Origin of the sequence: Sulfitobacter geojensis (assembly GCF_000622325.1) — a bacterium.
Classification (GTDB): domain Bacteria; phylum Pseudomonadota; class Alphaproteobacteria; order Rhodobacterales; family Rhodobacteraceae; genus Sulfitobacter; species Sulfitobacter geojensis.
Genome location: NZ_JASE01000005.1, coordinates 1,119,379 through 1,140,006, shown reverse-complemented (window position 1 = coordinate 1,140,006; position 20,628 = coordinate 1,119,379). Strand labels below are relative to the sequence as shown.

18 protein-coding genes are annotated in these 20,628 nt (G+C 58.7%); 8 read left to right on the top strand and 10 right to left on the bottom strand.

Annotation, left to right across the window (positions count from 1 at the left end; translation table 11 throughout):
- From Z947_RS0107530 to Z947_RS0107520, 3 genes are all read right to left on the bottom strand, one after another.
- Complete coding sequence (locus Z947_RS0107530) at nt 1–981, bottom strand: TRAP transporter substrate-binding protein (protein ID WP_025043696.1); 981 nt, start codon at nt 979–981, stop codon at nt 1–3.
- A 66-nt stretch (nt 982–1,047) separates the two neighbouring features.
- Complete coding sequence (locus Z947_RS0107525) at nt 1,048–2,334, bottom strand: TRAP transporter large permease (RefSeq protein ID WP_025043695.1); 1,287 nt, start codon at nt 2,332–2,334, stop codon at nt 1,048–1,050.
- Nucleotides 2,334–3,503 (bottom strand): NAD(P)/FAD-dependent oxidoreductase, encoded by a 1,170-nt coding sequence (locus tag Z947_RS0107520; RefSeq protein WP_025043694.1) that lies wholly within the window; start codon nt 3,501–3,503, stop codon nt 2,334–2,336. Before Z947_RS0107520 ends, Z947_RS0107525 begins: the two co-directional genes overlap by 1 nt.
- Nucleotides 3,504–3,618: 115 nt before the next feature.
- On the opposite strand from Z947_RS0107520, the gene Z947_RS0107515 reads away from it, so the two are divergent.
- Both Z947_RS0107515 and Z947_RS0107510 read left to right on the top strand, forming a co-directional pair.
- On the top strand, nt 3,619–4,266 hold the full coding sequence (locus Z947_RS0107515; protein WP_025043693.1) for a helix-turn-helix domain-containing protein: 648 nt from the start codon (nt 3,619–3,621) through the stop codon (nt 4,264–4,266).
- A complete protein-coding gene (locus Z947_RS0107510) occupies nt 4,263–4,865 on the top strand; it encodes a class I SAM-dependent methyltransferase (RefSeq protein ID WP_025043692.1) in 603 nt (200 codons plus the stop codon). The genes Z947_RS0107515 and Z947_RS0107510 overlap by 4 nt, the downstream gene beginning before the upstream one ends.
- A gap of 79 nt (nt 4,866–4,944) precedes the next feature.
- On the opposite strand, the gene Z947_RS0107505 is transcribed toward Z947_RS0107510, so the two are convergent.
- The 5 genes from Z947_RS0107505 to Z947_RS0107485 form a co-directional block, all read right to left on the bottom strand.
- Nucleotides 4,945–5,958 carry an ABC transporter ATP-binding protein gene (locus Z947_RS0107505; protein ID WP_025043691.1) on the bottom strand — a complete coding sequence of 338 codons (1,014 nt, stop codon included), beginning with the start codon at nt 5,956–5,958 and terminating at the stop codon, nt 4,945–4,947.
- On the bottom strand, nt 5,955–6,938 hold the full coding sequence (locus Z947_RS0107500; protein WP_025043690.1) for an ABC transporter ATP-binding protein: 984 nt from the start codon (nt 6,936–6,938) through the stop codon (nt 5,955–5,957). Before Z947_RS0107500 ends, Z947_RS0107505 begins: the two co-directional genes overlap by 4 nt.
- Nucleotides 6,935–7,816, bottom strand: coding sequence for an ABC transporter permease (locus Z947_RS0107495; protein ID WP_025043689.1), 882 nt, complete (start codon nt 7,814–7,816; stop codon nt 6,935–6,937). Before Z947_RS0107495 ends, Z947_RS0107500 begins: the two co-directional genes overlap by 4 nt.
- Nucleotides 7,813–8,787: an ABC transporter permease gene (locus Z947_RS0107490; protein ID WP_025043688.1), complete on the bottom strand. Its 975-nt coding sequence runs from the start codon at nt 8,785–8,787 to the stop codon at nt 7,813–7,815. The genes Z947_RS0107495 and Z947_RS0107490 overlap by 4 nt, the downstream gene beginning before the upstream one ends.
- A gap of 83 nt (nt 8,788–8,870) precedes the next feature.
- A complete protein-coding gene (locus tag Z947_RS0107485; RefSeq protein ID WP_025043687.1) occupies nt 8,871–10,457 on the bottom strand; it encodes an ABC transporter substrate-binding protein in 1,587 nt (528 codons plus the stop codon).
- 131 nt (nt 10,458–10,588) lie between these two features.
- Here Z947_RS0107485 and Z947_RS0107480 point away from each other — a divergent pair, with 131 nt between their 5' ends.
- The 6 genes from Z947_RS0107480 to Z947_RS0107455 are packed head-to-tail and all read left to right on the top strand — an operon-like array spanning nt 10,589 to nt 15,922.
- Nucleotides 10,589–11,167, top strand: coding sequence for a MarR family winged helix-turn-helix transcriptional regulator (locus Z947_RS0107480; RefSeq protein ID WP_025043686.1), 579 nt, complete (start codon nt 10,589–10,591; stop codon nt 11,165–11,167).
- Nucleotides 11,164–11,880 (top strand): creatininase family protein, encoded by a 717-nt coding sequence (locus tag Z947_RS0107475; RefSeq protein WP_025043685.1) that lies wholly within the window; start codon nt 11,164–11,166, stop codon nt 11,878–11,880. Before Z947_RS0107480 ends, Z947_RS0107475 begins: the two co-directional genes overlap by 4 nt.
- Nucleotides 11,873–12,892, top strand: a complete 1,020-nt coding sequence (locus tag Z947_RS0107470; protein ID WP_025043684.1) for a ketopantoate reductase family protein — start codon at nt 11,873–11,875, stop codon at nt 12,890–12,892. Before Z947_RS0107475 ends, Z947_RS0107470 begins: the two co-directional genes overlap by 8 nt.
- Nucleotides 12,889–13,632, top strand: coding sequence for an SDR family NAD(P)-dependent oxidoreductase (locus Z947_RS0107465; protein ID WP_025043683.1), 744 nt, complete (start codon nt 12,889–12,891; stop codon nt 13,630–13,632). The genes Z947_RS0107470 and Z947_RS0107465 overlap by 4 nt, the downstream gene beginning before the upstream one ends.
- A gap of 11 nt (nt 13,633–13,643) precedes the next feature.
- A complete protein-coding gene (locus Z947_RS0107460; protein WP_025043682.1) occupies nt 13,644–15,056 on the top strand; it encodes a M20/M25/M40 family metallo-hydrolase in 1,413 nt (470 codons plus the stop codon).
- Complete coding sequence (locus Z947_RS0107455; protein WP_025043681.1) at nt 15,053–15,922, top strand: DMT family transporter; 870 nt, start codon at nt 15,053–15,055, stop codon at nt 15,920–15,922. The genes Z947_RS0107460 and Z947_RS0107455 overlap by 4 nt, the downstream gene beginning before the upstream one ends.
- A gap of 33 nt (nt 15,923–15,955) precedes the next feature.
- Here Z947_RS0107455 and Z947_RS0107450 read toward each other — a convergent pair whose 3' ends face one another.
- Together Z947_RS0107450 and Z947_RS0107445 are read right to left on the bottom strand one after the other, a co-directional pair.
- Entirely contained in the window at nt 15,956–19,078 is a 3,123-nt protein-coding gene (locus Z947_RS0107450; RefSeq protein ID WP_025043680.1) for an efflux RND transporter permease subunit, read from the bottom strand.
- Nucleotides 19,078–20,223, bottom strand: coding sequence for an efflux RND transporter periplasmic adaptor subunit (locus Z947_RS0107445; protein ID WP_025043679.1), 1,146 nt, complete (start codon nt 20,221–20,223; stop codon nt 19,078–19,080). Before Z947_RS0107445 ends, Z947_RS0107450 begins: the two co-directional genes overlap by 1 nt.
- Nucleotides 20,224–20,628 lie beyond the last annotated feature (405 nt).

Below are 20,628 nucleotides of genomic sequence, written 5' to 3'. Positions count from 1 at the left end.
CTAGTTTCCTTTCGCGGCTTCCCAGGTGGCAATCTGCTCTTTCGACAGAAGGCCGCTGTCATAGGCCGGACCGGACGCATCGCGGAACTCGGCACGTGCCGCATCATCCAGGGTCTGGATTTCAACACCGGCGGCGCGCAGTTTGTCAAACACGCCGTCTTGCGTGCCCAGCCATGCGCGGTTTGCGGAGTTTGCCGCTTCGACAGCGGCGTCCACTGTGGCGCGTTCCTCATCGCTCAAGCCCTGATACCAATCCTCGGACGCAATCGCGATCCGCAGGGACGGGTTGATAGCCGCATCCGTGAAATGCTTGAGGAAGTCGGTGTGACCGAACAGCAATGGAACGAAGTTCGGGTTCAGGTAGCCATCTGCAACACCGGTTTGCAACGCGTTGGGCACTTCGGCCCAGCTGACAATCGTGCCGTCCGCGCCCCATGCTTTATAAAGGTCAATCTGGCTTTCGTCCAAAGCGCGCATGCGCAGCCCGGCCATGTCAGCCACAGATTTCACCGGCTTCTTGGTGTTGAAAATGCCTGCGGCCTGTCCCACGGTATCCACCGCGAGCACACGCACGCCTTCTTGGGTTGTGGCGGCATTGATTTTCTCAAGCATGCCGCCTTCGTTCAGGGCGCGATCAACCTCTGCCATGTCCTTGAAAAAATAGGGCAGACGCAAACCATAGATGGTTTTGTCGATCGACCCGACAATGCCAAGGGGAGACATGCTGACTTCCAACAATCCCTGACTGATCTGGTCGAACAGTTCGTCGTCCCCGCCAAGCGCGCCGCGCTGGAATTCTTCGGCCTCCATCCCGTTCGCTTTGAGGTGTTCGGCAAATGTATGCGCCCAGACATAGCTGCCGGATCCTTCGAGATCAGCAGGGCTGTCGAGGGCCACTTTGACCTGCGCAAAACCGGCCTGTGCCGCAACGGCCATCGCCGCAGCAAGCAATGTGGTTTTCAAAAGTGAAGCAGTTTTCATTTTTTCGTCTCCCGTGTTGAAGTTTATTATTTTGGTTCGTTCGAATGATTTGGAAAATGGGGCCGCTTATCCCCCTGCAAGGCCAAAGGCTTGTGGCAGGGCCAGACTGATCTGCGGGAACGCCACCAGCAGCCCCAGCACGATAATTTCGACCAACACAAAAGGCAGGATCGCGCGGGCAAGTTTCCAGTAATTCAGGCCGGTGACGGTCGAGACCACCAACAGGCACCCCCCCATCGGCGGCGAAATCAATCCGATACACAGATTGAAGCTGAGCACGATGCCCAGATGCACAGGATCCGCGCCCTGTGCCAAGGCAACGGGGGCCAGCAACGGCACCAGCAGCGCCAGCGCAACCGGAATATCCAGCACCATCCCAGCCACGATAAAGATGACGTTGAGCGTGATCATATAGCCGACCGGCCCAAGACCCAGTGACGTGACAAGATCCGATATCGCCTCGGGGATACGTTCCAACGCGCCGAGGTGACCAAGCGCAGAAACCGCGCAGATGATGATAAAGATCGATCCTGACAACATCGCCGTACGGCGGAGCCCTTCAAGGATCGAGGCGGCGGTCAACCCCTCGTAAAACCAACCGGCAAACAGCGCAGTCACGACCGCAACCGCCGCCGCTTCGGTGGGTGTCATCCAGCCGAATACGATGCCGCCCAAGATAATCACCGGCAAGGCGAGCGCCGGGATCGACCGTATCAATGTGGGCAGAAAGGGTGGCATATCCGCGCGCGCGACGCTGGGCAAATCATCGCGCCACGCATAAAATGTGTTCAACGCGATCAACGACGCGGCCAGCAACAAGCCCGGTACGATCCCCGCGAGAAACAGCGCCGTAACAGAGGTTTGCATCAACGCGCCGTAAAAGATCAGGATGATCGAGGGCGGCACAATCGGGCCAATCACGGAAGACGCCGCAGTGATCGCACCCGCATAGGTCAAGCTGTATCCGCGCCGCGTCATTTCGGGGACCAACGTGTTCGACAACGCCGCTGAATCCGCCACGGCGGAGCCGGAGATGCCGGCGAAAAACACGGACGTCAGCACATTCACATGCCCCAATCCGCCCTTAAGCCGCCCGACCAAAGCCATTGACAGGTTGATCAAGGCAGAGGTAATGCCGCCGCGGTTCATCAACTCCCCCGCAAGGATAAACAACGGCATGGCCATCAGGGCAAAAACGTCGATCTTCGAAAAAATCTGCTGCGGCAGGATCGCCAGATAGCGGGCATTGTCCGTCGCCACAAAAGTGACAACAGCGGCCCCCCCGATGACATAGGCAATGGCCAAACCGGAGGTCAGCAGGATAAGCGCCAGAACGGGGACAAGGGCAAGCATCAGGACGCAACCTGTTCTGTGACGTTCACGCTCGGGTCTACACAAAGGCTGGCGGCTGTGACCCCTTCGTCCGCGATGTCTTGTGGGATCGGATCGCCCTGCACCAAGGCAGCCGCGGCGCGCGCAAGAGCTGGCGCGGTTTGAATGCCGTACCCCCCTTGCCCGGCCAGCCAGAAAAATCCGGCAGCCTGATCGTCATAAGCCGCAAGCGGGCAACCGGACGGCAGAAAGCTGCGCAAACCCGCCCATTTGTTTTCTATCCGCCGCACGGACAGATCAAACGCCCGCTCGATCCGGTCCACGCAATGGGCGACCCACAATTCGTCCGGTTGGGCATCACAAGGCGCTGAGGGCTCGGCATCAGCTGGCGAAATCAGTAACTTGCCAGCATCCGGTTTAAGATAGAATTGTTCTTCGACATCGACCACCATTGGCCAACTGTCTGGTGTCACGTTCGCAGGTGGGGCGATGATCATTGCGGTGCGTTGTTTGGGCGTCAGACCGCGCGGCGCAACACCGGCAAGGGCCGCAATTTCGTCTGCCCATGCACCAGCTGCATTCACAATGACCGCAGACGTGAACCGGCCCGCCTTGGTATCGACGATCCATTCGGTGCCCTGCGAAATCGCGGTCACATCCGCCCGCGCAACCAACCGCCCGCCCGCGGCTTTGAACGCACGCAGGTAATGTTGGTGCAAGGCGTGCACATCGATGTCGCTGGCCGTTTTGTCAAAAAGACCCGCGGCGGCGTAGCCCTGCCGCAAAAGGGGGACCATTCGTGAAACGTCGCTGGCGTCCAGCGGATCAACCGCATCCCCGAGTTCGGATTTCAGCGCCGCCATCGCCTGCGCCTGATCGGCGCGGGCCACGAACACCACGCCACGTGGCGACAACAGCGGGGCGCTCAAATAGGGGCTTTGCGGAGTGTGGAAAAACGGGCCTGACGCGCGGGTCAGGGCCCGGATCACGGGCGGCCCATATACAACTGTATATAGCGCAGCAGAGCGGCCCGTGGTGTGATAACCGGGCTGGCTTTCGCGCTCGATCAGAACGACGCTCATCTTCTGAGCCAGCTCTGCCGCTACGCTGGCACCAGCAATCCCTGCGCCAATAACGATGCAGTCAAAATCTCCGCCTTTTGAGGGGTCCTGATCTGTCGGCTGAATCATTCCACTGATACTCCTTTCGCAAAGGCTAGCACAGTTTTCCAATTGGAAAAGGGAAATTTTCCCATTGGAAAATATATCTACTTGTCAGGAAGACCTCCCGCTTTATGATTCAGCCATGAAACAAGACAGCGATCTCGCCACACAGCGCATCGAATTCGGGCACCGTATCAAGCGGTTGCGCACCGATAAGGGGTGGACGCTTGTCGACCTTGCCGAACGGACCGGCCTTGCCATTTCTACGATATCCAAGGCGGAACGGGGCATCATTGCGCTGACTTACGACCGCTTGGGCCAGCTTGCACATGGTCTGGGCGTGGACATGTCCGCCTTCTTTACCGATGCAGGAAAGGGTTTCGAACGCGGCAGTTTCGCCATTGCCCGCAAGGGGGATTTCCAACGGCAGGAAACCGATAATTACGTTTACGAAATGCTGTTTACCGAAACCTGGAACAAGTCGATGTTGCCGATGATGGGCACATTGAAAGCACGCGAGCTCTATCATTTTGATGCGTTCGTCCGCCACAGCGGGCAGGAATTCCTGATCGTGCTTGAGGGGGCTGTCACGGTGCACCTTGATGGGCGCGATCCCGTGGAGCTGGCACAGGGTGACGCCGTGTATTTCGACAGTGATATCGGACACTTATACGCGTCCAACGGGGGCGAGGACGCGCGTATTCTTGTAGTGTGCGAAAACGCTGCCGTCCGACCAGATCCGGCGGGGGATAACCGCCCCAAAGGGGTGATCAAGGCGGGCGACGTTTGAAACGGGCGCCGACCGAGTTGCGGGTGGATTTTGTGAACGGCCCCGTCGCGCACCGGCTGCGCTTTGGTGGCGGTCGCGGACAGGACCTTGCAAAGGCGATGGGGCTGCGCGGCGGCAAGACTCCAACAATCATCGATGCAACTGCCGGTTTGGGGCGCGACGCATTCCTGCTCGCATCCCTCGGGGCCGAGGTGACGCTGATCGAACGCTCTGACAAGATGCACGCGCTGCTGGAACAGGGCATGCAGCGCGCAGCGGCCGAAGGCGGGCAACTGCGCGAGATTATCGACCGGATGACGCTGTTGAAAGGCGACGCCAAAGACCTGCTGCCCGATCTTTCGGGCGAGTCCATCTTGATTGACCCCATGCATCCGCCCCGCAAAAGCAGCGCGCTGGTAAAGCAGGAACTGCGCCAAGTGCGCGAAATCGTCGGGAGCGACGAAGACGCCGCCGATCTGGTGCGTGTCGCACTGGCCAATGCAACGAAACGGGTGGTGTTAAAGTGGCCTGCAAAGGCGGATCCAATCGAGGGTATTCGCCCCTGCACCCATCAGATCCTGGGGAAATCAACCCGATACGACGTCTTTATGACCGGTTGAGACGCGGTTTTCACCGACCCATACGGTCGTTTGCAGGCCCTGCCCCCCGTCAAGGAAACCGCAAACGCGCGGCGGAGCTTCAGGCGTCAACCTCACCGGCCAACTGATCTTCAAAATGATGGCAGGCAACCGAGCGCAGGTCCGAAACCCCGCGCGTTTCAGGTTGCTCGGCCCGACATTCAGCCGTGGCAAGCGGACAACGCGGGTGATAATAGCACCCTTGCGGGGGTGACAGGGGCGACGGCACCTCGCCATCAATCGTGTCGAAATGCACCAGCTCTTCAGCATCAAGCACCAGCTTCGGAACACTGCCGAACAGCGCAGCGGTATAGGGATGCGCGGGCGTCCCGAAAACCTGTGCCACCGGTCCCAGTTCCACAATCCGCCCCAGATACATCACCGCAACGCGGTCGCTGACATGCTGCACCACTGATAAATCATGGCTGATGAAAACGCAGGTCAGCTCCAAACCTTTGGTCAATTCCAGAAACAGATTGATGATCTGCGCCTGAATCGAAACATCCAGCGAGGCCACAGGTTCATCGCAAATCAATACGTCCGGCTGCATGGCCAAAGCGCGGGCAATCGCGATGCGCTGGCGCTGCCCACCGGAAAACTGGTGCGGATACCGGTCGACCCATTCGGGATCAAGACCGACACGGGTGAACCAATCGGCTACATAGGATTTCGCATTTGCCTTGCTCGTCAGCCCGTGGGCAATCGGCCCTTCGCTGACGGTAGCGCCGACTTTCATGCGCGGATCAAGGCTGGCAAAAGGGTCTTGGAACACCGTCTGCACGCGGGTCGTTACCTTTTTGCCGTTCTCCATGACCGGCTTGCCGTCCAGCGTTACCGTACCTGTGGTCGGGGGCAGGATACCGGCGATCAGCCGGCCCAGAGTGGATTTCCCGCAACCGGATTCACCAACCAGCCCTAATGTTTCGCCCTTGCGCACAGACAGGGATACATCCGACACCGCACGTACCGAACGGGTTTCGACAGATGCGCCCAGTTTGGCGGCGATCTTTTCGCCAGTGGTGAGTTTCGGACCAAACAGGCGGCTCACGTCCGAGATTTCTAGAAATGCGCTCATGCCGGAAGTCCTGTGGTTTTGCCTGTGGGATGGAAACACCGCCATCCGCGATCCCCCGCCAGCGTCATTTCCGGTTTTTGGCCGCAGGCCTCGGTGCTGTAATCACAGCGCGGTGCAAACGGGCAGCCCTCTGGCAGGGACAAAAGCGATGGCGTGGTGCCACGGATTTGCGTCAGCGGCGTGCCGGGTTCCGCCATGGCTGGCAGGGACGCAATCAGCCCGGCCGTGTACGGGTGGCGCGGATCACGCAGCAAGGTCGCGGTCGGTCCCTGCTCGACAATGCGGCCGGCGTACATGACGGCCAGCTTGCTGGCGAGGCTCGACACGACGGCAAGGTCATGGCTGATCCAGATCATCGCAGTGCCGGTTTCTGCCGCCAGATCGCGCATTTGCAACAGGATTTGCGCCTGAATGGAAACATCAAGCGCGGTTGTGGGTTCATCTGCGACCAACACCGCAGGACGGTGGAGCAGCGCAATTGCGATTGCAACGCGCTGACGCATGCCGCCCGAGAATTCATGTGGATAGGCGCGCAAACGTGACTGCGCCGACGGTATGCCCACCTGTGTCAGCAGGTCGGCCGCGCGGGCCATAGCGGCGCGGTTGCTGAGCCGCTCATGCGCATCAATGGCCATCTTCATCTGCTGGCCGATGGTCAGCATCGGGTTCAGCGTCGCAATCGGATCCTGAAAGATCATCGAAATATCGCGGCCCCTGCGGGCGCGCAACTGGGCCGCAGACAATCCCGTCAATTCGGTCCCGTTCAATTTGACCGATCCCGACACAATCTTGCCCGGCGCATCGACCAGCCCCAACAGGGAAAAACCGGTGACCGTTTTGCCGGACCCGCTTTCGCCGACCAGCCCCATGATCTCGCCCTCGGCCAGATTAAAGGAAACACCGTCCACCGCTTTGACAACACCGGCGCGGGTGAAAAAATGGGTGGTCAGGTTTTCGACACTCAATACTGCTGCGCTCATTTGCGTAACCTCGGATTAAACTGGTCGCGCACCTGATCCCCGACGATATTGATCGCGACGATCAGGATGATTAGCGCCACGCCCGGATAGACAGAAATCCAGTAGCGACCGCTCATCATATACGGAAACCCGTTCGAGATCAGCATGCCCAGTGACGGCTCGGTCACCGGCAGGCCAAGACCAAGGAAACTTAGTGTTGCCTCAAGCGAAATAGAGTTGGCGATTTGGACCGTCGCAACCACGATGAGCGGCGGGGCGCAGTTGGGCAGCATATGACGCCAGACGACCAAACGCGCACTTAGCGGTGTTGCAAGGGCGGCTTCGATGTAATCCTTGCCGCGCTCGGCCTTTGCCGCGCCGTAAGCAGTGCGCGCGAAATAGGCATATTGTGCCGCAACCAGCGCGCCGATCAATTGCGCCTTGCCCTGCCCCAACATCGCAACAATGACGAGGGCCAGCAGGATCGCAGGAAAGGACAACTGCAAATCGACCAGACGCATGATCAGGGTTTCGACACGTCCGCCAAGGTAGGCCGCAAGTATGCCCAACGCGGAGCCGATGCTGAGGGAAACAAGCCCCGCCGCTAGGCCGATCTGGATCGAAATGCGCAGGCCATAGAAGATTGCCGACAACAGGTCCCGCCCCTGCGGATCCGTGCCCAGAATATGGGTGTAGCCGCCGGAGCCTACGAAACCGGGCGGTCTGCGGCTGTCCATCAGCGACAGGTTGGCCAAATCATATGGGTTCTGCGGCGAGATCACGGCGGCAAACAGCGCCATCAGGATCATCAGCACCACAACAGCAAGCGCCACGACAGCGATCTTGTTCTCGCGGTACTCCTGCCAGAACCGGCCCAGCGGGCTGGAAGCGTTTTTCATGCCGAAGCCCCTTTACGCACACGCGGATCAATCAGGGCAAAAACCAGATCAATCACAAAGTTAATGGTTACAAACAGGAAGGCCACAAGGATTAGATAGGCGACCATCACGGGGCGGTCCAACACGGCTATGCTGTCGATGATCAGCTTGCCCACACCGGGCCAGGAGAAAATCGTTTCCGTCACAACCGCAAAGGCAAGGGTGGATCCCAGTTCTAGGCCAAAAACAGTTATGATCGGAATGGAGATAAGTTTCAACAGATGCCGGCGCAGGATCGTGCCTTCGGAAAGGCCAGCCGCGCGGGCGAATTTGATGGTGTCGGTCAGCATGATTTCTCGGGTGCCTGCACGGGCCAGCCGGATCATCATCGCCAGCTTGAAAAGCGCAAGGTTCACCGCGGGCAGAATGATGTGCGACAGCCCGTTCAGTGTGGGGAAAGACCATGCCACCCCCCAGATTTCCACGGTTTCACCGCGCCCGCCCGCAGGCAACCACCCCAGATTGACGGCGAAAAACAGGATTAAGATCAGCCCAACCCAAAAGGAGGGCACCGAAAAGCCCAGAACCGAAACCGCCATAATGGCTTTCGACACCAGACTGTCAGGGCGATACCCCGCATAAATGCCAAGACTGACACCCAGCACGGTGGCCGACACAACAGAGATCAGAACCAGTTCCAGTGTGGCCGGAAGGCGTCCGCCAATCAGTTCGAGCACCGGCATATTATAGACAAAGGACCGGCCCAGATCACCCTGCAGCAGGTTTCCGACAAAGGTGAAATATTGCACAAGCAGCGGCTGGTCGAGGCCCAGCCGGCGGATCGCTTCGTCGCGGATGTCCTGTGTCGCGTCGGGCGGGATCACGATGTCGATCGGATTGCCAATGGCGTAAACGCCAAAAAACACGATCACCGACATCACGGCCATTACACCGCAGGCCTGCAAAAATCGCTGGATAACAAAGCCGAGCATCAGAGATCCTTTGGGGGGAGGAGAAAGAGATAAGGTCGGGCAGCATGGGGGCCGCCCGACCTGTTGCAATCAAGAAATCACATTCAGGACGCAGGCTTGATGAAGAACGCCAAGGTGTCTTCGTCAAATCGGGTTTCAAAGTCGAGTTTACCAGCCTTGGCACCCCAAACCGTCTGCAACTGCACCAGCGAGATATAGGCCTTGTCCGCCATAACCTTTTCCATCGCTTCCTCATAGGCCGCGCGGCGCTCGTCGGGGTTCATCATCGTGGCCCCCGCTTGCATCAATGCATCAACTTCGTCGTTTTTGTACTCGATGCGGTTGAACGCACCCAGCTTGACCTCTGGGTTGTTGGAATGTGCCAAGCTGCCCACGGTATAAGACGCCTCGCCTGTCAGCGTGCCCCAACCGTTCATAAACATGGAATACTCCAACCGCGCCTGAGCGGGGAAATAAACAGTCTTGGAAATCGCGTTGACGTTTGTCTTGATGCCGACCTGCGTCAGCATTTGGCCCAGCCCCTGACAAATCGCGGCATCGCCGGGCAAACGGTCACCCGTGCAATACAGATCAACCTCAAAGCCGTCGGGATAGCCCGCTTCGGTCAACATTTCCTTGGCCTTTGCAGGGTTGTACTCTGGCGTCGGGATTTTCTCGCTTGAACCGAAAAAACCTGCGGGCATCATCTGGTTGGCCGGTTTGCCCAGACCTTCCAATACGACCTCGACCATGGTTTCACGGTCAATCGCCAGATCAATCGCCTGACGGACCTTCAGATCGCGAAACGGGTTTTCATCCAGTTTGGAGCCGTCCTTGGCACGTACCAGCGGTGTTTCCTCGCGCTGGTCCAGCTGCAAGTTCATCACGTAAACACTGTCGCCTTTGATCGCATCAACGCTACTGTCGCGCTCAAGCGCCAGATAGTCTACGGACGACACGTAGTTGATCACATCAACCTGACCCGACTTCAGTGCCGCAAGCCGCGAACTGTCGTTAGGGATCTCCTTGCGGATCACTTTTTCCCAAGCGCCTTCACCGCGCCAGTAGTCATCATTGCGCTCCAGAACCAGATCGGCTTTCGGCTCCCAGCTGACATATTTGTAAGGGCCGGTGCCAATTGTCGCCTTGCCGGAGTTGAACCCTTCGGCGGCGGTTTCTGGGGTGGAGTAATCTGCGGCCGCCTCGGAAGAAACGATAAACAGACGGATGAAATCATTTGGCAGCGTCGCAGCCTGACCGTCCGTATTGATGTGCACCGTGTAAGGGTCGATGATATCAACGCTCGCCACGCGACGCACATAGATCGCTGTGGTCGTGGGGCCGGTCACAACCGGAATGCGCTCGATAGAGAACTTCACATCCTCGGCGTCAAAATCGCTGCCGTCGTGGAACTTCACGCCTTCGCGCAGTTTGAATTCCCACGTATCGTCATCAATCGCTTCCCAGCTTGTCGCCAAACCCGGTTCGATCTGCAAATCGGTGCCGGACCAGACCAACGTGTCGAAAATATGCTTGGCCGCCTCCGCGTGGGAGCCCAGCGCCGAGAAATGCGGGTCCATTGATTCAGGGCCGCCGCGCACGCCCATTGTCAGCGTCTGAGCCGATGCGACCCCCGCTGCAGCCAAGCCCAATGCGAACGCTATGGGGGCAAGGAAATTCTGGTGTCTCATGAGTATCCCTTCCAGTTGGTATTTTGTTTCGTTTCTAATTTAGTGTTCCATTTGGAACTTGCTTTATCAGAATGTGCGTGAATAATGGTGTAGTCAAGTTCAATTTGGAACTCATTTTGTTTAGGATAGATATGGCAGGCCCGCAGACAGCACATGATCAAAATTTCGGCAAACATGATGCCGAAAACACGCCCGACATGCTGGAGGCCAAGTTGTGGGACAACCCCTGCCCCTTCACATTCCGGCTCAACTATCTGGCATTGCTGTACAATACGCCCCTTTATACGTGGATTCAGGACACCTACGGCTTGAAGCGGCCCGAATATGTCGCGCTTTATTCTCTGGCGCTCGCCGATGGCAGCAGCGCGCGCGATATTTCCGAAACATCCGGTTTTCCCAAAAACACGCTCAGCCGCGCGATCAAACGTTTGGAACTCATGGGCATGATTGAAGAGCGTGAAAAAGCCCCCGGCGGTCGGCGCAAACAGGCGCTGCACCTGTCGGCAAAAGGGCGCGCGCTTTATGATGAAACCCGCCCCGCTTTTCAGGCGCTGGAGGAACGGATGTTGACCACCCTGACCCAAGGCGAGCGGCAGATCCTGTTTGAACTGATGTCAAAGGTTGTGGTGGGAGCCCCCGAATGGGCCGGCGAACTGCCTGCCGAAACCCGCCTTGCCACCCCGAAGTCCCAAATAGGAGAGCCGCAATGACAATTGCACAAATGAACTGGCGCGACATCGAAGCGGCGGCCGCGCGCGACCCGCGTTGTATTTTGCCCATCGGCTCGACCGAGCAGCACGCGCAATTATCGGTTTGCGTTGATATGATTCTTGCCGAACGCGTCGCGACAGAAGCCGCAGCGCCCCTGAACATCCCCGTTTTTCCCGTAATGCCCTACGGCCTTGCGCCCTATTTTAACGATTTCCCCGGCACGATCTGTTTGCGGGTCGAAACCTTGATGGCCGTTGTGCGCGATATCATTGCTTCACTCAGACGGGCCGGGTTTTCGCAAATCCTGATCGTGAATGGTCACGGCGGTAACAATCCCGTCGGCGCTTTGGCGCAGGAATTGATGTCGGAATACGGTGACGTTTCGATCAAGTTTCACAACTGGTGGAACGCGCCGCAGACCTGGGCAAAGATTCAGGCGACCGACAGCACGGGATCACATGCCAACTGGATGGAGAATTTTCCATGGACGCGGCTGGCCCATGCCCCCGCGCCGGAAGGTGAAAAGCCAATGGTCGACATGGCCCTGATGAAAGCCTGTCCGCCTGCCCAAACCCGCGAACTGCTGGGTGACGGATCGTTTGGCGGACCATGGCAGCGGCCCGATGCCGAAATGCAGGCGATTTGGGATGTTGGCGTTGCAGAAACCCGCGCAGCCCTTGAGGGCCCATGGGCGGCGTTGTCCCATGAATGATCCGGTTCTGATTTGGGGTGCCGGTGCGATCGGCGGTATTCTGGGGGCCTATTGGGCACGTGCAGGTGTGCCGGTATTGATGGTTGATATCGTGCCGGAACATGTCACCGCCTGCGCCACCAAAGGGCTGGTGATCGAAGGGCCAGTTGAGGAGTTTCAACAGCTTGTTCCCTGTGTAACGCCCGAAAACCTGACGGGCACCTATTCGCGCATTGTCCTCGCCGTGAAAGCACACGCAACCGAAGCGGCCTTGGCCCAGCTGATGCCGCATCTGGCCGAAGACGGCTATGTCCTGTCGGCGCAGAACGGTTTGAACGAACACGTGATCGCCAGCCATATCGGAGCAGAGCGCACCATCGGTGCCTTTGTGAATTACGGTGCCGACTGGGTCGAACCCGGGCGCATTCTGTTTGGCAATCGCGCCGCTGTTGTGGTGGGCGAGATCGACGGCTCCATCCAGAACCGCACAACAGACCTGCACAAGCTGCTTCAGATTTTCGAACCTGACGCGATCCTGACAAACAACATCTGGGCCTATCTCTGGGGCAAACTCGGCTATGGCGCGATGCTGTTTGCCACGGCGCTGAGCACTGACAGTATGACCGAGAATTTCGCAGACCCCGCGCGTGGCCCTGCCCTGATGGGGTTGGCGCGCGAAGTGATGCGCACAGCACGCGCCGAAGGGGTGAAGCCAAAGCCGTTCAACGGGTTTGATCCGCTCGCCTTTATGCCCGAAGCAAGCGATGATGCCGCGCTGCAAAGCCTTGCCGATCTGGCTGTCTTCAATTCGAAAACGGCCAAAACCCATACAGGGATTTACCGTGATCTGGCCGTGCGCAAACGCAAAACCGAAGTGGACCCGCAGGTCGGCACAGTGGCACAGATCGCGCAAAGCCACGGCATTGATACTCCCCTGCTGCGCCGTCTTGTCGAGTTAATCCACGACATCGAGGACGGCCGCCGCGAGATGTCGGCGGATACGTTTCACGAACTGACAAAGGTGCTGTCATGAGCGCGCGTACCGCCCTTGTGACCGGCGTGGTTGGCGGCATTGGTGCCGCCATTGCTACGCGTCTTGCCGCTGACGGTGCGCATGTGGTGCTGACGGATCTTGCAGGTGACGCGCTTGAGGCCACCTCCGCAGAGCTGGGCTTGCCCGCCTTTGGCTGCGATTTGTGTGATCCGTCTGAAGTGCGCGAGCTTCACGCGCGTATCACGGCAGATCACGGTGCCCCCACCCTGCTGGTGAACGCCGCCGGTGGCGTGCGCAATCAGGTCGGCACGCCGCTGGAAGAGGTCGACCCCGACGCCTGGCACAGCATCTTTGCCGTCAATGTCGATGCCACCTTGTACCTGTCCCAAGCGCTTGTGCCGGCGATGAAAACCGCCGGTTGGGGGCGCATTGTGACCATCAGTTCCGGTGCCGGATTGCGGCCCAGTCTGACCGGCATACACGCCTATACCGCCGCGAAACACGCGCTGGTCGGGTTAACAAAACAGCTTAGCCTTGAACTTGGGCAGCACGGCATCACAGTCAATTCCATCGCGCCCGGTTTTGTGCTGTCCAACCCCGCCACACGCCGGCAATGGGACGCTTTCGGCCCTGAGGGGCAAGCGCAGCTGGTGCAACGCATTCATACCCGCAGGCTTGGGACCGCCGAAGACATCGCCGCCGCCGCCGCGTTTTTGACATCCCCCGAAGCGGGCTGGATCACCGGCCAAATTCTTAGCGTCGATGGCGGCATTTCCTGAAGGACCCCAAGATGAGCGATCCCGTAGTAACCCATGCCCTTGCGCATGAAACGCAGCTGGTTGAAGACCTCAAAACGCTGGTGGCCTTTCCCTCTGTCGGGGCGGATCCGGCGATGGCGCAGGGCATGGAAGACGCACGTGTCTTTATCGAACAGCGGATTGCGGCGATGGGGTTTCAGAACACGCAACGTCTGACCCCGCCTGACGGCAGTGGCCACGCCGCCCTATACGGCGAGCGGATAGATGCGCCGGGCAAGCCCACAATGTTGATCTATGCACATTACGATGTGCAACCCGCCGACCCGCTGGAAAAATGGAATACTCCGCCGTTTACCGCTACCGAGGTCGACGGCAAACTGTTCGGGCGCGGGATATCGGACGACAAAGCGCCGATGATGATCGCCCTTGATACCCTCGCGGCTTTTATCGCCGTCGAGGGGTGTTTGCCCATCAATGTGAAACTGTTGATCGAGGGGGAAGAAGAAACCGGTTCGCCTTCCCTGATCGGGATTCTGGAAACCCACCGCGATCTTTTGGCCGCCGATGCGGTTCTGTCGGCAGATGGGGCGCGGTGGCGGCCTGATCTGGTTGCGCTGAATGTCGGCTCGCGCGGCAACACCGGTTTTGAGATGCGCGTGCAAACCGCGACCCAAGACCTGCATTCAGGACGTTTTGGCGGAATCGTTGCCAATCCTTTGCATGTGATGTCCAAACTGGTCGCCAGCCTGCATGACGCAGACGGCCGTATCGCGGCCGACGGTTTTTATGACGGCGTTACCGAACCGACCGAAGCCGAGCGCGCAGAGCTTGCCGCGATCCCGTCGAACGACGCAAACACCTTTGGCGCAATCGACGCGGCCCCCCATGGCGAGGCCGGATACTCCACGCTGGAACGCTTGTGGATGCGCCCGACGCTGGATGTGAACGGCATGTGGGGCGGTTACACCGGGGCGGGGTCCAAAACCGTGATCCCCAACGAAGCTTTCGCAAAAATCACCATGCGCCTTGTGCCGGGGCAGGTGCCGCAAAAGGCCAAGCAGGCCGTACTGGACCATCTGAACGCACAATTGCCGGATTACGCCACCTTGGACATCTACGGCGAGCGCGGACAAGGCGGGGCCTATGCCGTCCCGCCTGAACATCCCCTGCTGGGGGCTGCGGTCACTGCGTTGCAAAAGACCAGCGGACAAGTGCCGTTGAAAGTGCGCATCGGGGCGTCCCTGCCGTTGACAGAGATTGTGCACCGGATTTTGGGCATGGATACCGTGATGTTTTCCTTTTCCCTGTCGGACGAAAATTTCCACGCGCCAAACGAGTTCTTTCGCCTGTCCTCTATCACCGACGGGTTGGCAGCATGGGTGCAGATCATCCGCGAGATCGCCGAGATTGATCCAGCCGATTTTGCCCCCTACCGCCGCTTGTGACGCAACCTGCGGACATTAATAATCGGTACGGTGCGGCGCTGCTGATCCTTGGCGCGGCGGTCTTTACCGCTGACGTTACCGTGCTGCGTTTCCTCAGTCCCGAGGTGCCGTTTGCATTGATCATTTCCTTCCGGTCGATCAGCCAGCTTGTCATCGTCTCGATCTGGATTGCGTTGCGCAACCCTGCCCTGTTTCGTTCGGCCCGCTGGCCCGGTCTGGTGGTGCGCGGTGTCACAAGCCTGATCTGCTGGTGGCTGTATTACGCAAGTTTCCAACGGCTGGACCTTGCACTGGCATCAACGCTGACTTTCACCACATCCCTGTTCACCATTGCGCTGGCCCCGCTGGTGCTGGGCGAACGGATCGGCATAAAACGCGCGACCACGGCGATGCTGGGTTTTGTCGGCGTAATCATCGCCAGCGGGCTAAATGGGTTTCAGGTTGAAACGGGTGTGCTCTTCGGACTTGGGTCAGCCCTTGCCGCGGCTTTGTTGATCTTTCAGAACCGCGTTTTGGCACGCACGGAAAAAACCGCGACAATCATGTTCTGGATCGGACTGGTGGCCAGCCTTGGCACCCTGCCCGCCGCTCTTGCCGGTTGGACCGCGATCACCCTGCAAGATGGTTTGCTTTTGGCAGTTGCAGGCACTTTGGCCACCTTCGGGATGTTATGCACCGTCGAAGCGTACCGTTTTGGCGAAGTTTCTGCTTTGGCGACATTTCCCTACAGCCGCATCCTGTTTGCACTGGTCGTCGGGTATTTCATGTTTGGTGAACTTGCCACGCTGCGCGAAAGCATTGGCGCGGCGATCATCGTGTTTTGCGGGCTTGTCGCGCATGAGCGCAGGCGCAAATTGCAACCCTAGCGCACCATAAACGCGGGCAATGCGCCCGCGTTGTCACACCGTTGCGGGCCGCGCGGCGACGCCTTGGCGCCGGTTGCGCTCCCCCAACATCAACATTGCGGGCGTCACGACCAAGGTCAGAACCGTGGCCACGACCAACCCGCCGGCAATGGCCGAGGAAAGCTCGGTCCACCACTGCGTTGACGGCGCGCCATACACGATTTCGCGGGTGAAGAAGTTGAGGTTCACACCAATCACCATCGGCATCAGTCCGAGCGCCGTCGTCACCGAGGTCAGGATAACGGGACGCAGACGTTGCGCGCCGGTGCGCAATGCGGCCTCAAGCGGGGCTTGGCCGGATTTCTTCAGATCGTTGTAAGTGTCGATCAATACGATGTTGTTGTTCACAACAATACCGGCCAGGGCGATCACCCCGATCCCCCCCATCACCACACCAAAGGGGCGGCCCGTGATGATCAGCCCCAACAGCACCCCCGCAATCGAGAACACGATCGCGCTCATCACAATAAAGGCCTGAAAGAAGTTGTTGAACTGGATCACGAGGATCACAAACATCATAAAGATCGCAGCCGCAAAGGCGCTGACAAGGAAGATCATGCTTTCGGCTTGATCCTCGGCTTCGCCCGCAAAGCTGAAATTCACCCCCTCAGGCAGGTCGGCCCCGTTGAGGGCTGCGGTCAGGGCAACGACCTGATCGTTCACCAGAATGCCCGGGGCGACATTCGCCTCGATGGTGGTGACGCGTTTTTCATCAATGCGGCGGATGATGCCGGTGCGTTCGGAGGGGGCGAAGGTGACAAAATTCGAGATCGGAACAAGACCCGAGGCCGTGGGCACCCGCAGCCCTGCCAGTTCCGACAACGAACGCTCCTCGCGCGGGAAACGCACACGGATGTCCAGCGAACCGTCCACGTCATCAGGGCGGTAATCGGCCACAGTGATGCCTTGGGTCAGCAGCTGCACCGCCTGCCCCAGCAGGCTGACGTCCGCGCCAAAACGGGCGGCTTCCGCACGGTTCACAAGGATGGACACCTCTACCCCCGGAACCGGACGTGTATCGGTCACATCCGTGAACCCGCCCAGACCATCCATGATATCGCGAATTTGCTGGACGGCTTTGCCCTGCACCGCAGGATCACGGGCGGTGATTTGAAGGTTGACCGGCTTGCCGGCAGTCGGCCCGCCACTTTCGGTCTGCACCTGTACGTCGATGCCGGCGATGTCCGCGACGCTCTCGCGGATATCCTCGCCAATTTCGGCAGCGGTGCGACGGGTATCCCACTCCGTCAATTCAAGTTGCAGCGTGCCGATGGTTTCTTCGTCTCCCTGCCCGGCGCTCATCATGGAACGGGCATAGATGCTGGCAATTTCGTCATATCCAAGAAGGCGCTCTTCGACGGCCCGCACCAAAGCGTCCCTTTCAAAGATCGAAAAATTGTCGCGTGCGCGGACCTGAACCTGCATGAATTCAGGTTCCACTGAGGGAAAAAAGCTGACGCCCTTGCCAAAGACACCGTACATTCCGAAGCCGCCCAGCAGCAATGCAAACGCCAACAATAGCGTGGCGGCGGGGCGCAGGATGGCCCATTCCAGCAGCCGGACATACCCGCCCGTGAACCCCGTCATGTTACGCGGGTCGCCCAATTCGGCGGCATGCAGCTGTGATTTCGCTTTGGCGGTCTGGGGCTGGCGTTTGCCGATCAACCCGCCCACCACGGGAATAAAAACCAGTGCCATGAACAGCGAGGCAAACAGGGTGAGAATGACGGTGATCGGCAGAAATTTCATAAATTCCCCCACCATACCGGTCCAGAACAGCAGCGGGAAAAAGACACTCAGCGTGGTCGCCGTGGATGCGATGATGGGCCATGCCATACGTTTCGCCGCAAAGGCGTATGCCTCTTTCGGGGCGGCCCCGTCTTGCAGTTTGCGATCCGCCAGTTCGGTCGTGACAATGGCCCCATCGACCAACATGCCCACCACCAGGATCAACGAGAACAACACAACGATGTTCATGGTGAACCCCATCGACCAGAGCGCAATCACACCAGCAAGAAATGCCCCCGGAATAGAAAGCCCCACAAGGATTGCAGAGCGCATGCCAAGGGCCAGTACAATTACGATCATCACTAGGATCACGGCGGCAATGACATTGGCCTCCAGATCGCTCAGCATGTCTTTGACCTGTTTGCTTTGGTCCTGCAGATAGGTGATCTCGACGCTTTCGGGCCAGTCCACGCGCAACTCTTGGACCAGCGCCTTCACATCCGACACCGTATCAATGATGTTCGCGCCGGACCTTTTGGTCACCTCCAGCGCAAGGGCAGGTTGGCCGTTGATGCGCGCAAATGAACTCGGGTCCTCGAAGGTGCGCCGGATCGTTGCGACATCACCGAATGTCACCACCGCATTGCCGCGCACTTTGACGGGCATTGCCATAACGTCATCAAGATCCTCGATCAGGCCGGGCACTTTCAACACGATACGCCCCGATCCCGTTTCAATCGCCCCCGCCGCAATCAAGCGGTTGTTGCGCTGGATCTGGCCGATCAATTCGTCAAACGACAGGTTGTAGGTCTGGAACACCGTCGGGTCGATCAGCACTTCGAGAAACTCGAAACGTTGCCCGCCGATTTCTGCCTCAAGAACCCCTTCAAGACCTTCGATCTCTTCCTGAAGCCGCTCGGCCAGAGTGTTCAGCGTCCGCTCCGGCACAGGGCCGGACAGAATGGCAGTGATGATCGGAAACAGCGCCGTGTTAATCTCGGTGATGATAACGTCATTGGCATCATCCGGCAGTTCGGATTCCACACGGTCGACCGCCTCGCGCACCTTATCCAGCGCTTCGTCATTGTCGCCACCGGGCAGGAACTCCAGCTGGATACTGGCAAACCCTTCGGAGGCGTCGGATTTCATGCTGTCCAACCCTGCAATGGAGGCGAATTCAGTCTCCATCGGTTCCAAAAGCAACCGCTCGGCGTCCGACGGGCTGATCCCGTCCAGTCCGGTCGAGACATAAAACAGCGGCAGTGGCACTTCGGGATTGGCTTCTTTGGGGATCGACACATAGGCAAAAGCACCAACGGTCAGCACCATCAACAAGGCCATGACAACAACACGCGAGCGGGAGAAGGCCGCGTTGATGATGCCCTCCATCAGTTTAGCTCCTGCGCAGAGGGGGCCACGACCTCGCCCTCGTTCACATACCCCTGCCCGACGGTAATCACATCGACCGCGGCAGGCAGACCCGTGACCCAGATGCCATCAATCTGCGCGCGCACTATGTCGATGGGGTAAAAGGTGACCTGCTTGTCCGCATCGACGGTTTTGACGCCCAAAGTGCCTTCGGTATTCAGCGAAACGATTGAGGGGGACAGAAAATGCGCTGTGACTTCGCCGGTGGGGATCACGACTTCCGCAGAAATACCGGCGGGAATGGCACCATCATCATTGGCAATCTCGACTTCGGCCAGAAAGGTGCGCGTTTCGGAAGCGGCGGCAGTCCCGACAAAAGTAACCTTACCGTCGCGCTCTTCACCGGTGATGAATTTCACTGTGGCCGATTGCCCGACAGCGATGCGCCCAAGCGACTGTTGAGGCACCTGAATGGCGACGGTAAGCGGTGTGATATCAACCAGCCGCCCGACGTCTGCGCCCGCTGCGACAAATTCGCCTGCATCCAGATCAAGCGTTTCAATTCGGCCATCAAATGGCGCCGTGATCGTCAGTGCTTTGGCATCCTGTTGTGCCGTCGTCACCTGAGCTTGCGCCGCCGCTAAAGCCGCACGTGCCTGCGTCACACGGTCCACGGTTGCGACACCGCGGTCCAGTAATTGTTCGGCATTATCAAACTCGCGTTGGGCGCGGGTCAGCTCTTCTGCCGCGCGGCGGGTATCCGCTTCGTTATTGGCGGGATCAAAACGGGCAATGACAGTGCCCGCTGTAACATCCTGCCCCTTGGTCACAAGAACCTCCGCAATATCACCGGAAATTTCGGCCCGCAGTGATGTGTCGCGATCCGGCAAAGCCTGCCCTTCGGCCTGATAAAATTGCGTCACGGTTTCGGCAACTGATTGCGTCACCGCCACGGCGACCGGCTTCAAATCCTCGCGCTTGGTGACAGGATCGTTGTCTGCGGTTGGGAAGATAAATCCGCTGCCCATCCAGCCCACAATCGCGATCACCAATGCCCCCGCGATCCATGTCGAACGGGACGCGCCCTTGTCCGAGGTAAAGGTCAAAGCCTGAGGGGAGCTGCCAGCCCCCTCCGGTCCGGTCGGTTTTGCGATTTCATCTGTCATCGGTCTGATCCTTGGGGGCATTTGGAACTAGCCCGTTTTTATGCGTCGTTCTGGCACTCACATCTTCCAGCGCCCTGGCAACGGCAGCATCTATAAATACGATGCAAAATTTCGCCTTGCGACGGCCAAGCCGACGATATCATAAGTCGCTTAGGTCGAAATGCGGCCCCCTCGCGGTCCTATGCCACCTAGGAACCAGCCCACCTTCTGTCAAGTTTGTTAAGCCCGACCGGAGCCCGCGAGCGACGACCGGTTCAGGCAACGGATATCCCTGCCCATGACAAAGCAGCTTAGTACTTTGAAGGCGTTGGTGAGAGGTCGTGCTGATAAACCCTATTGCTTGGCATCCCTCGCTGCTTTCAACCGGTTGATGAACAGGTTAGGATTGGGCGGTTCGTCGTCACC

Bases quoted from the DNA above. Each gene is read 5' to 3' on its own strand.
- Z947_RS0107530 (WP_025043696.1), bottom strand. From the start codon at position 981: ATGAAAACTGCTTCACTTTTGAAAACCACATTGCTTGCTGCGGCGATG.
- Z947_RS0107525 (WP_025043695.1), bottom strand. From the start codon at position 2,334: ATGCTTGCCCTTGTCCCCGTTCTGGCGCTTATCCTGCTGACCTCCGGT.
- Z947_RS0107520 (WP_025043694.1), bottom strand. From the start codon at position 3,503: ATGATTCAGCCGACAGATCAGGACCCCTCAAAAGGCGGAGATTTTGAC.
- Z947_RS0107515 (WP_025043693.1), top strand. From the start codon at position 3,619: ATGAAACAAGACAGCGATCTCGCCACACAGCGCATCGAATTCGGGCAC.
- Z947_RS0107505 (WP_025043691.1), bottom strand. From the start codon at position 5,958: ATGAGCGCATTTCTAGAAATCTCGGACGTGAGCCGCCTGTTTGGTCCG.
- Z947_RS0107500 (WP_025043690.1), bottom strand. From the start codon at position 6,938: ATGAGCGCAGCAGTATTGAGTGTCGAAAACCTGACCACCCATTTTTTC.
- Z947_RS0107495 (WP_025043689.1), bottom strand. From the start codon at position 7,816: ATGAAAAACGCTTCCAGCCCGCTGGGCCGGTTCTGGCAGGAGTACCGC.
- Z947_RS0107490 (WP_025043688.1), bottom strand. From the start codon at position 8,787: ATGCTCGGCTTTGTTATCCAGCGATTTTTGCAGGCCTGCGGTGTAATG.
- Z947_RS0107485 (WP_025043687.1), bottom strand. From the start codon at position 10,457: ATGAGACACCAGAATTTCCTTGCCCCCATAGCGTTCGCATTGGGCTTG.
- Z947_RS0107480 (WP_025043686.1), top strand. From the start codon at position 10,589: ATGGCAGGCCCGCAGACAGCACATGATCAAAATTTCGGCAAACATGAT.
- Z947_RS0107475 (WP_025043685.1), top strand. From the start codon at position 11,164: ATGACAATTGCACAAATGAACTGGCGCGACATCGAAGCGGCGGCCGCG.
- Z947_RS0107470 (WP_025043684.1), top strand. From the start codon at position 11,873: ATGAATGATCCGGTTCTGATTTGGGGTGCCGGTGCGATCGGCGGTATT.
- Z947_RS0107465 (WP_025043683.1), top strand. From the start codon at position 12,889: ATGAGCGCGCGTACCGCCCTTGTGACCGGCGTGGTTGGCGGCATTGGT.
- Z947_RS0107460 (WP_025043682.1), top strand. From the start codon at position 13,644: ATGAGCGATCCCGTAGTAACCCATGCCCTTGCGCATGAAACGCAGCTG.
- Z947_RS0107450 (WP_025043680.1), bottom strand. From the start codon at position 19,078: ATGGAGGGCATCATCAACGCGGCCTTCTCCCGCTCGCGTGTTGTTGTC.
- Z947_RS0107445 (WP_025043679.1), bottom strand. From the start codon at position 20,223: ATGACAGATGAAATCGCAAAACCGACCGGACCGGAGGGGGCTGGCAGC.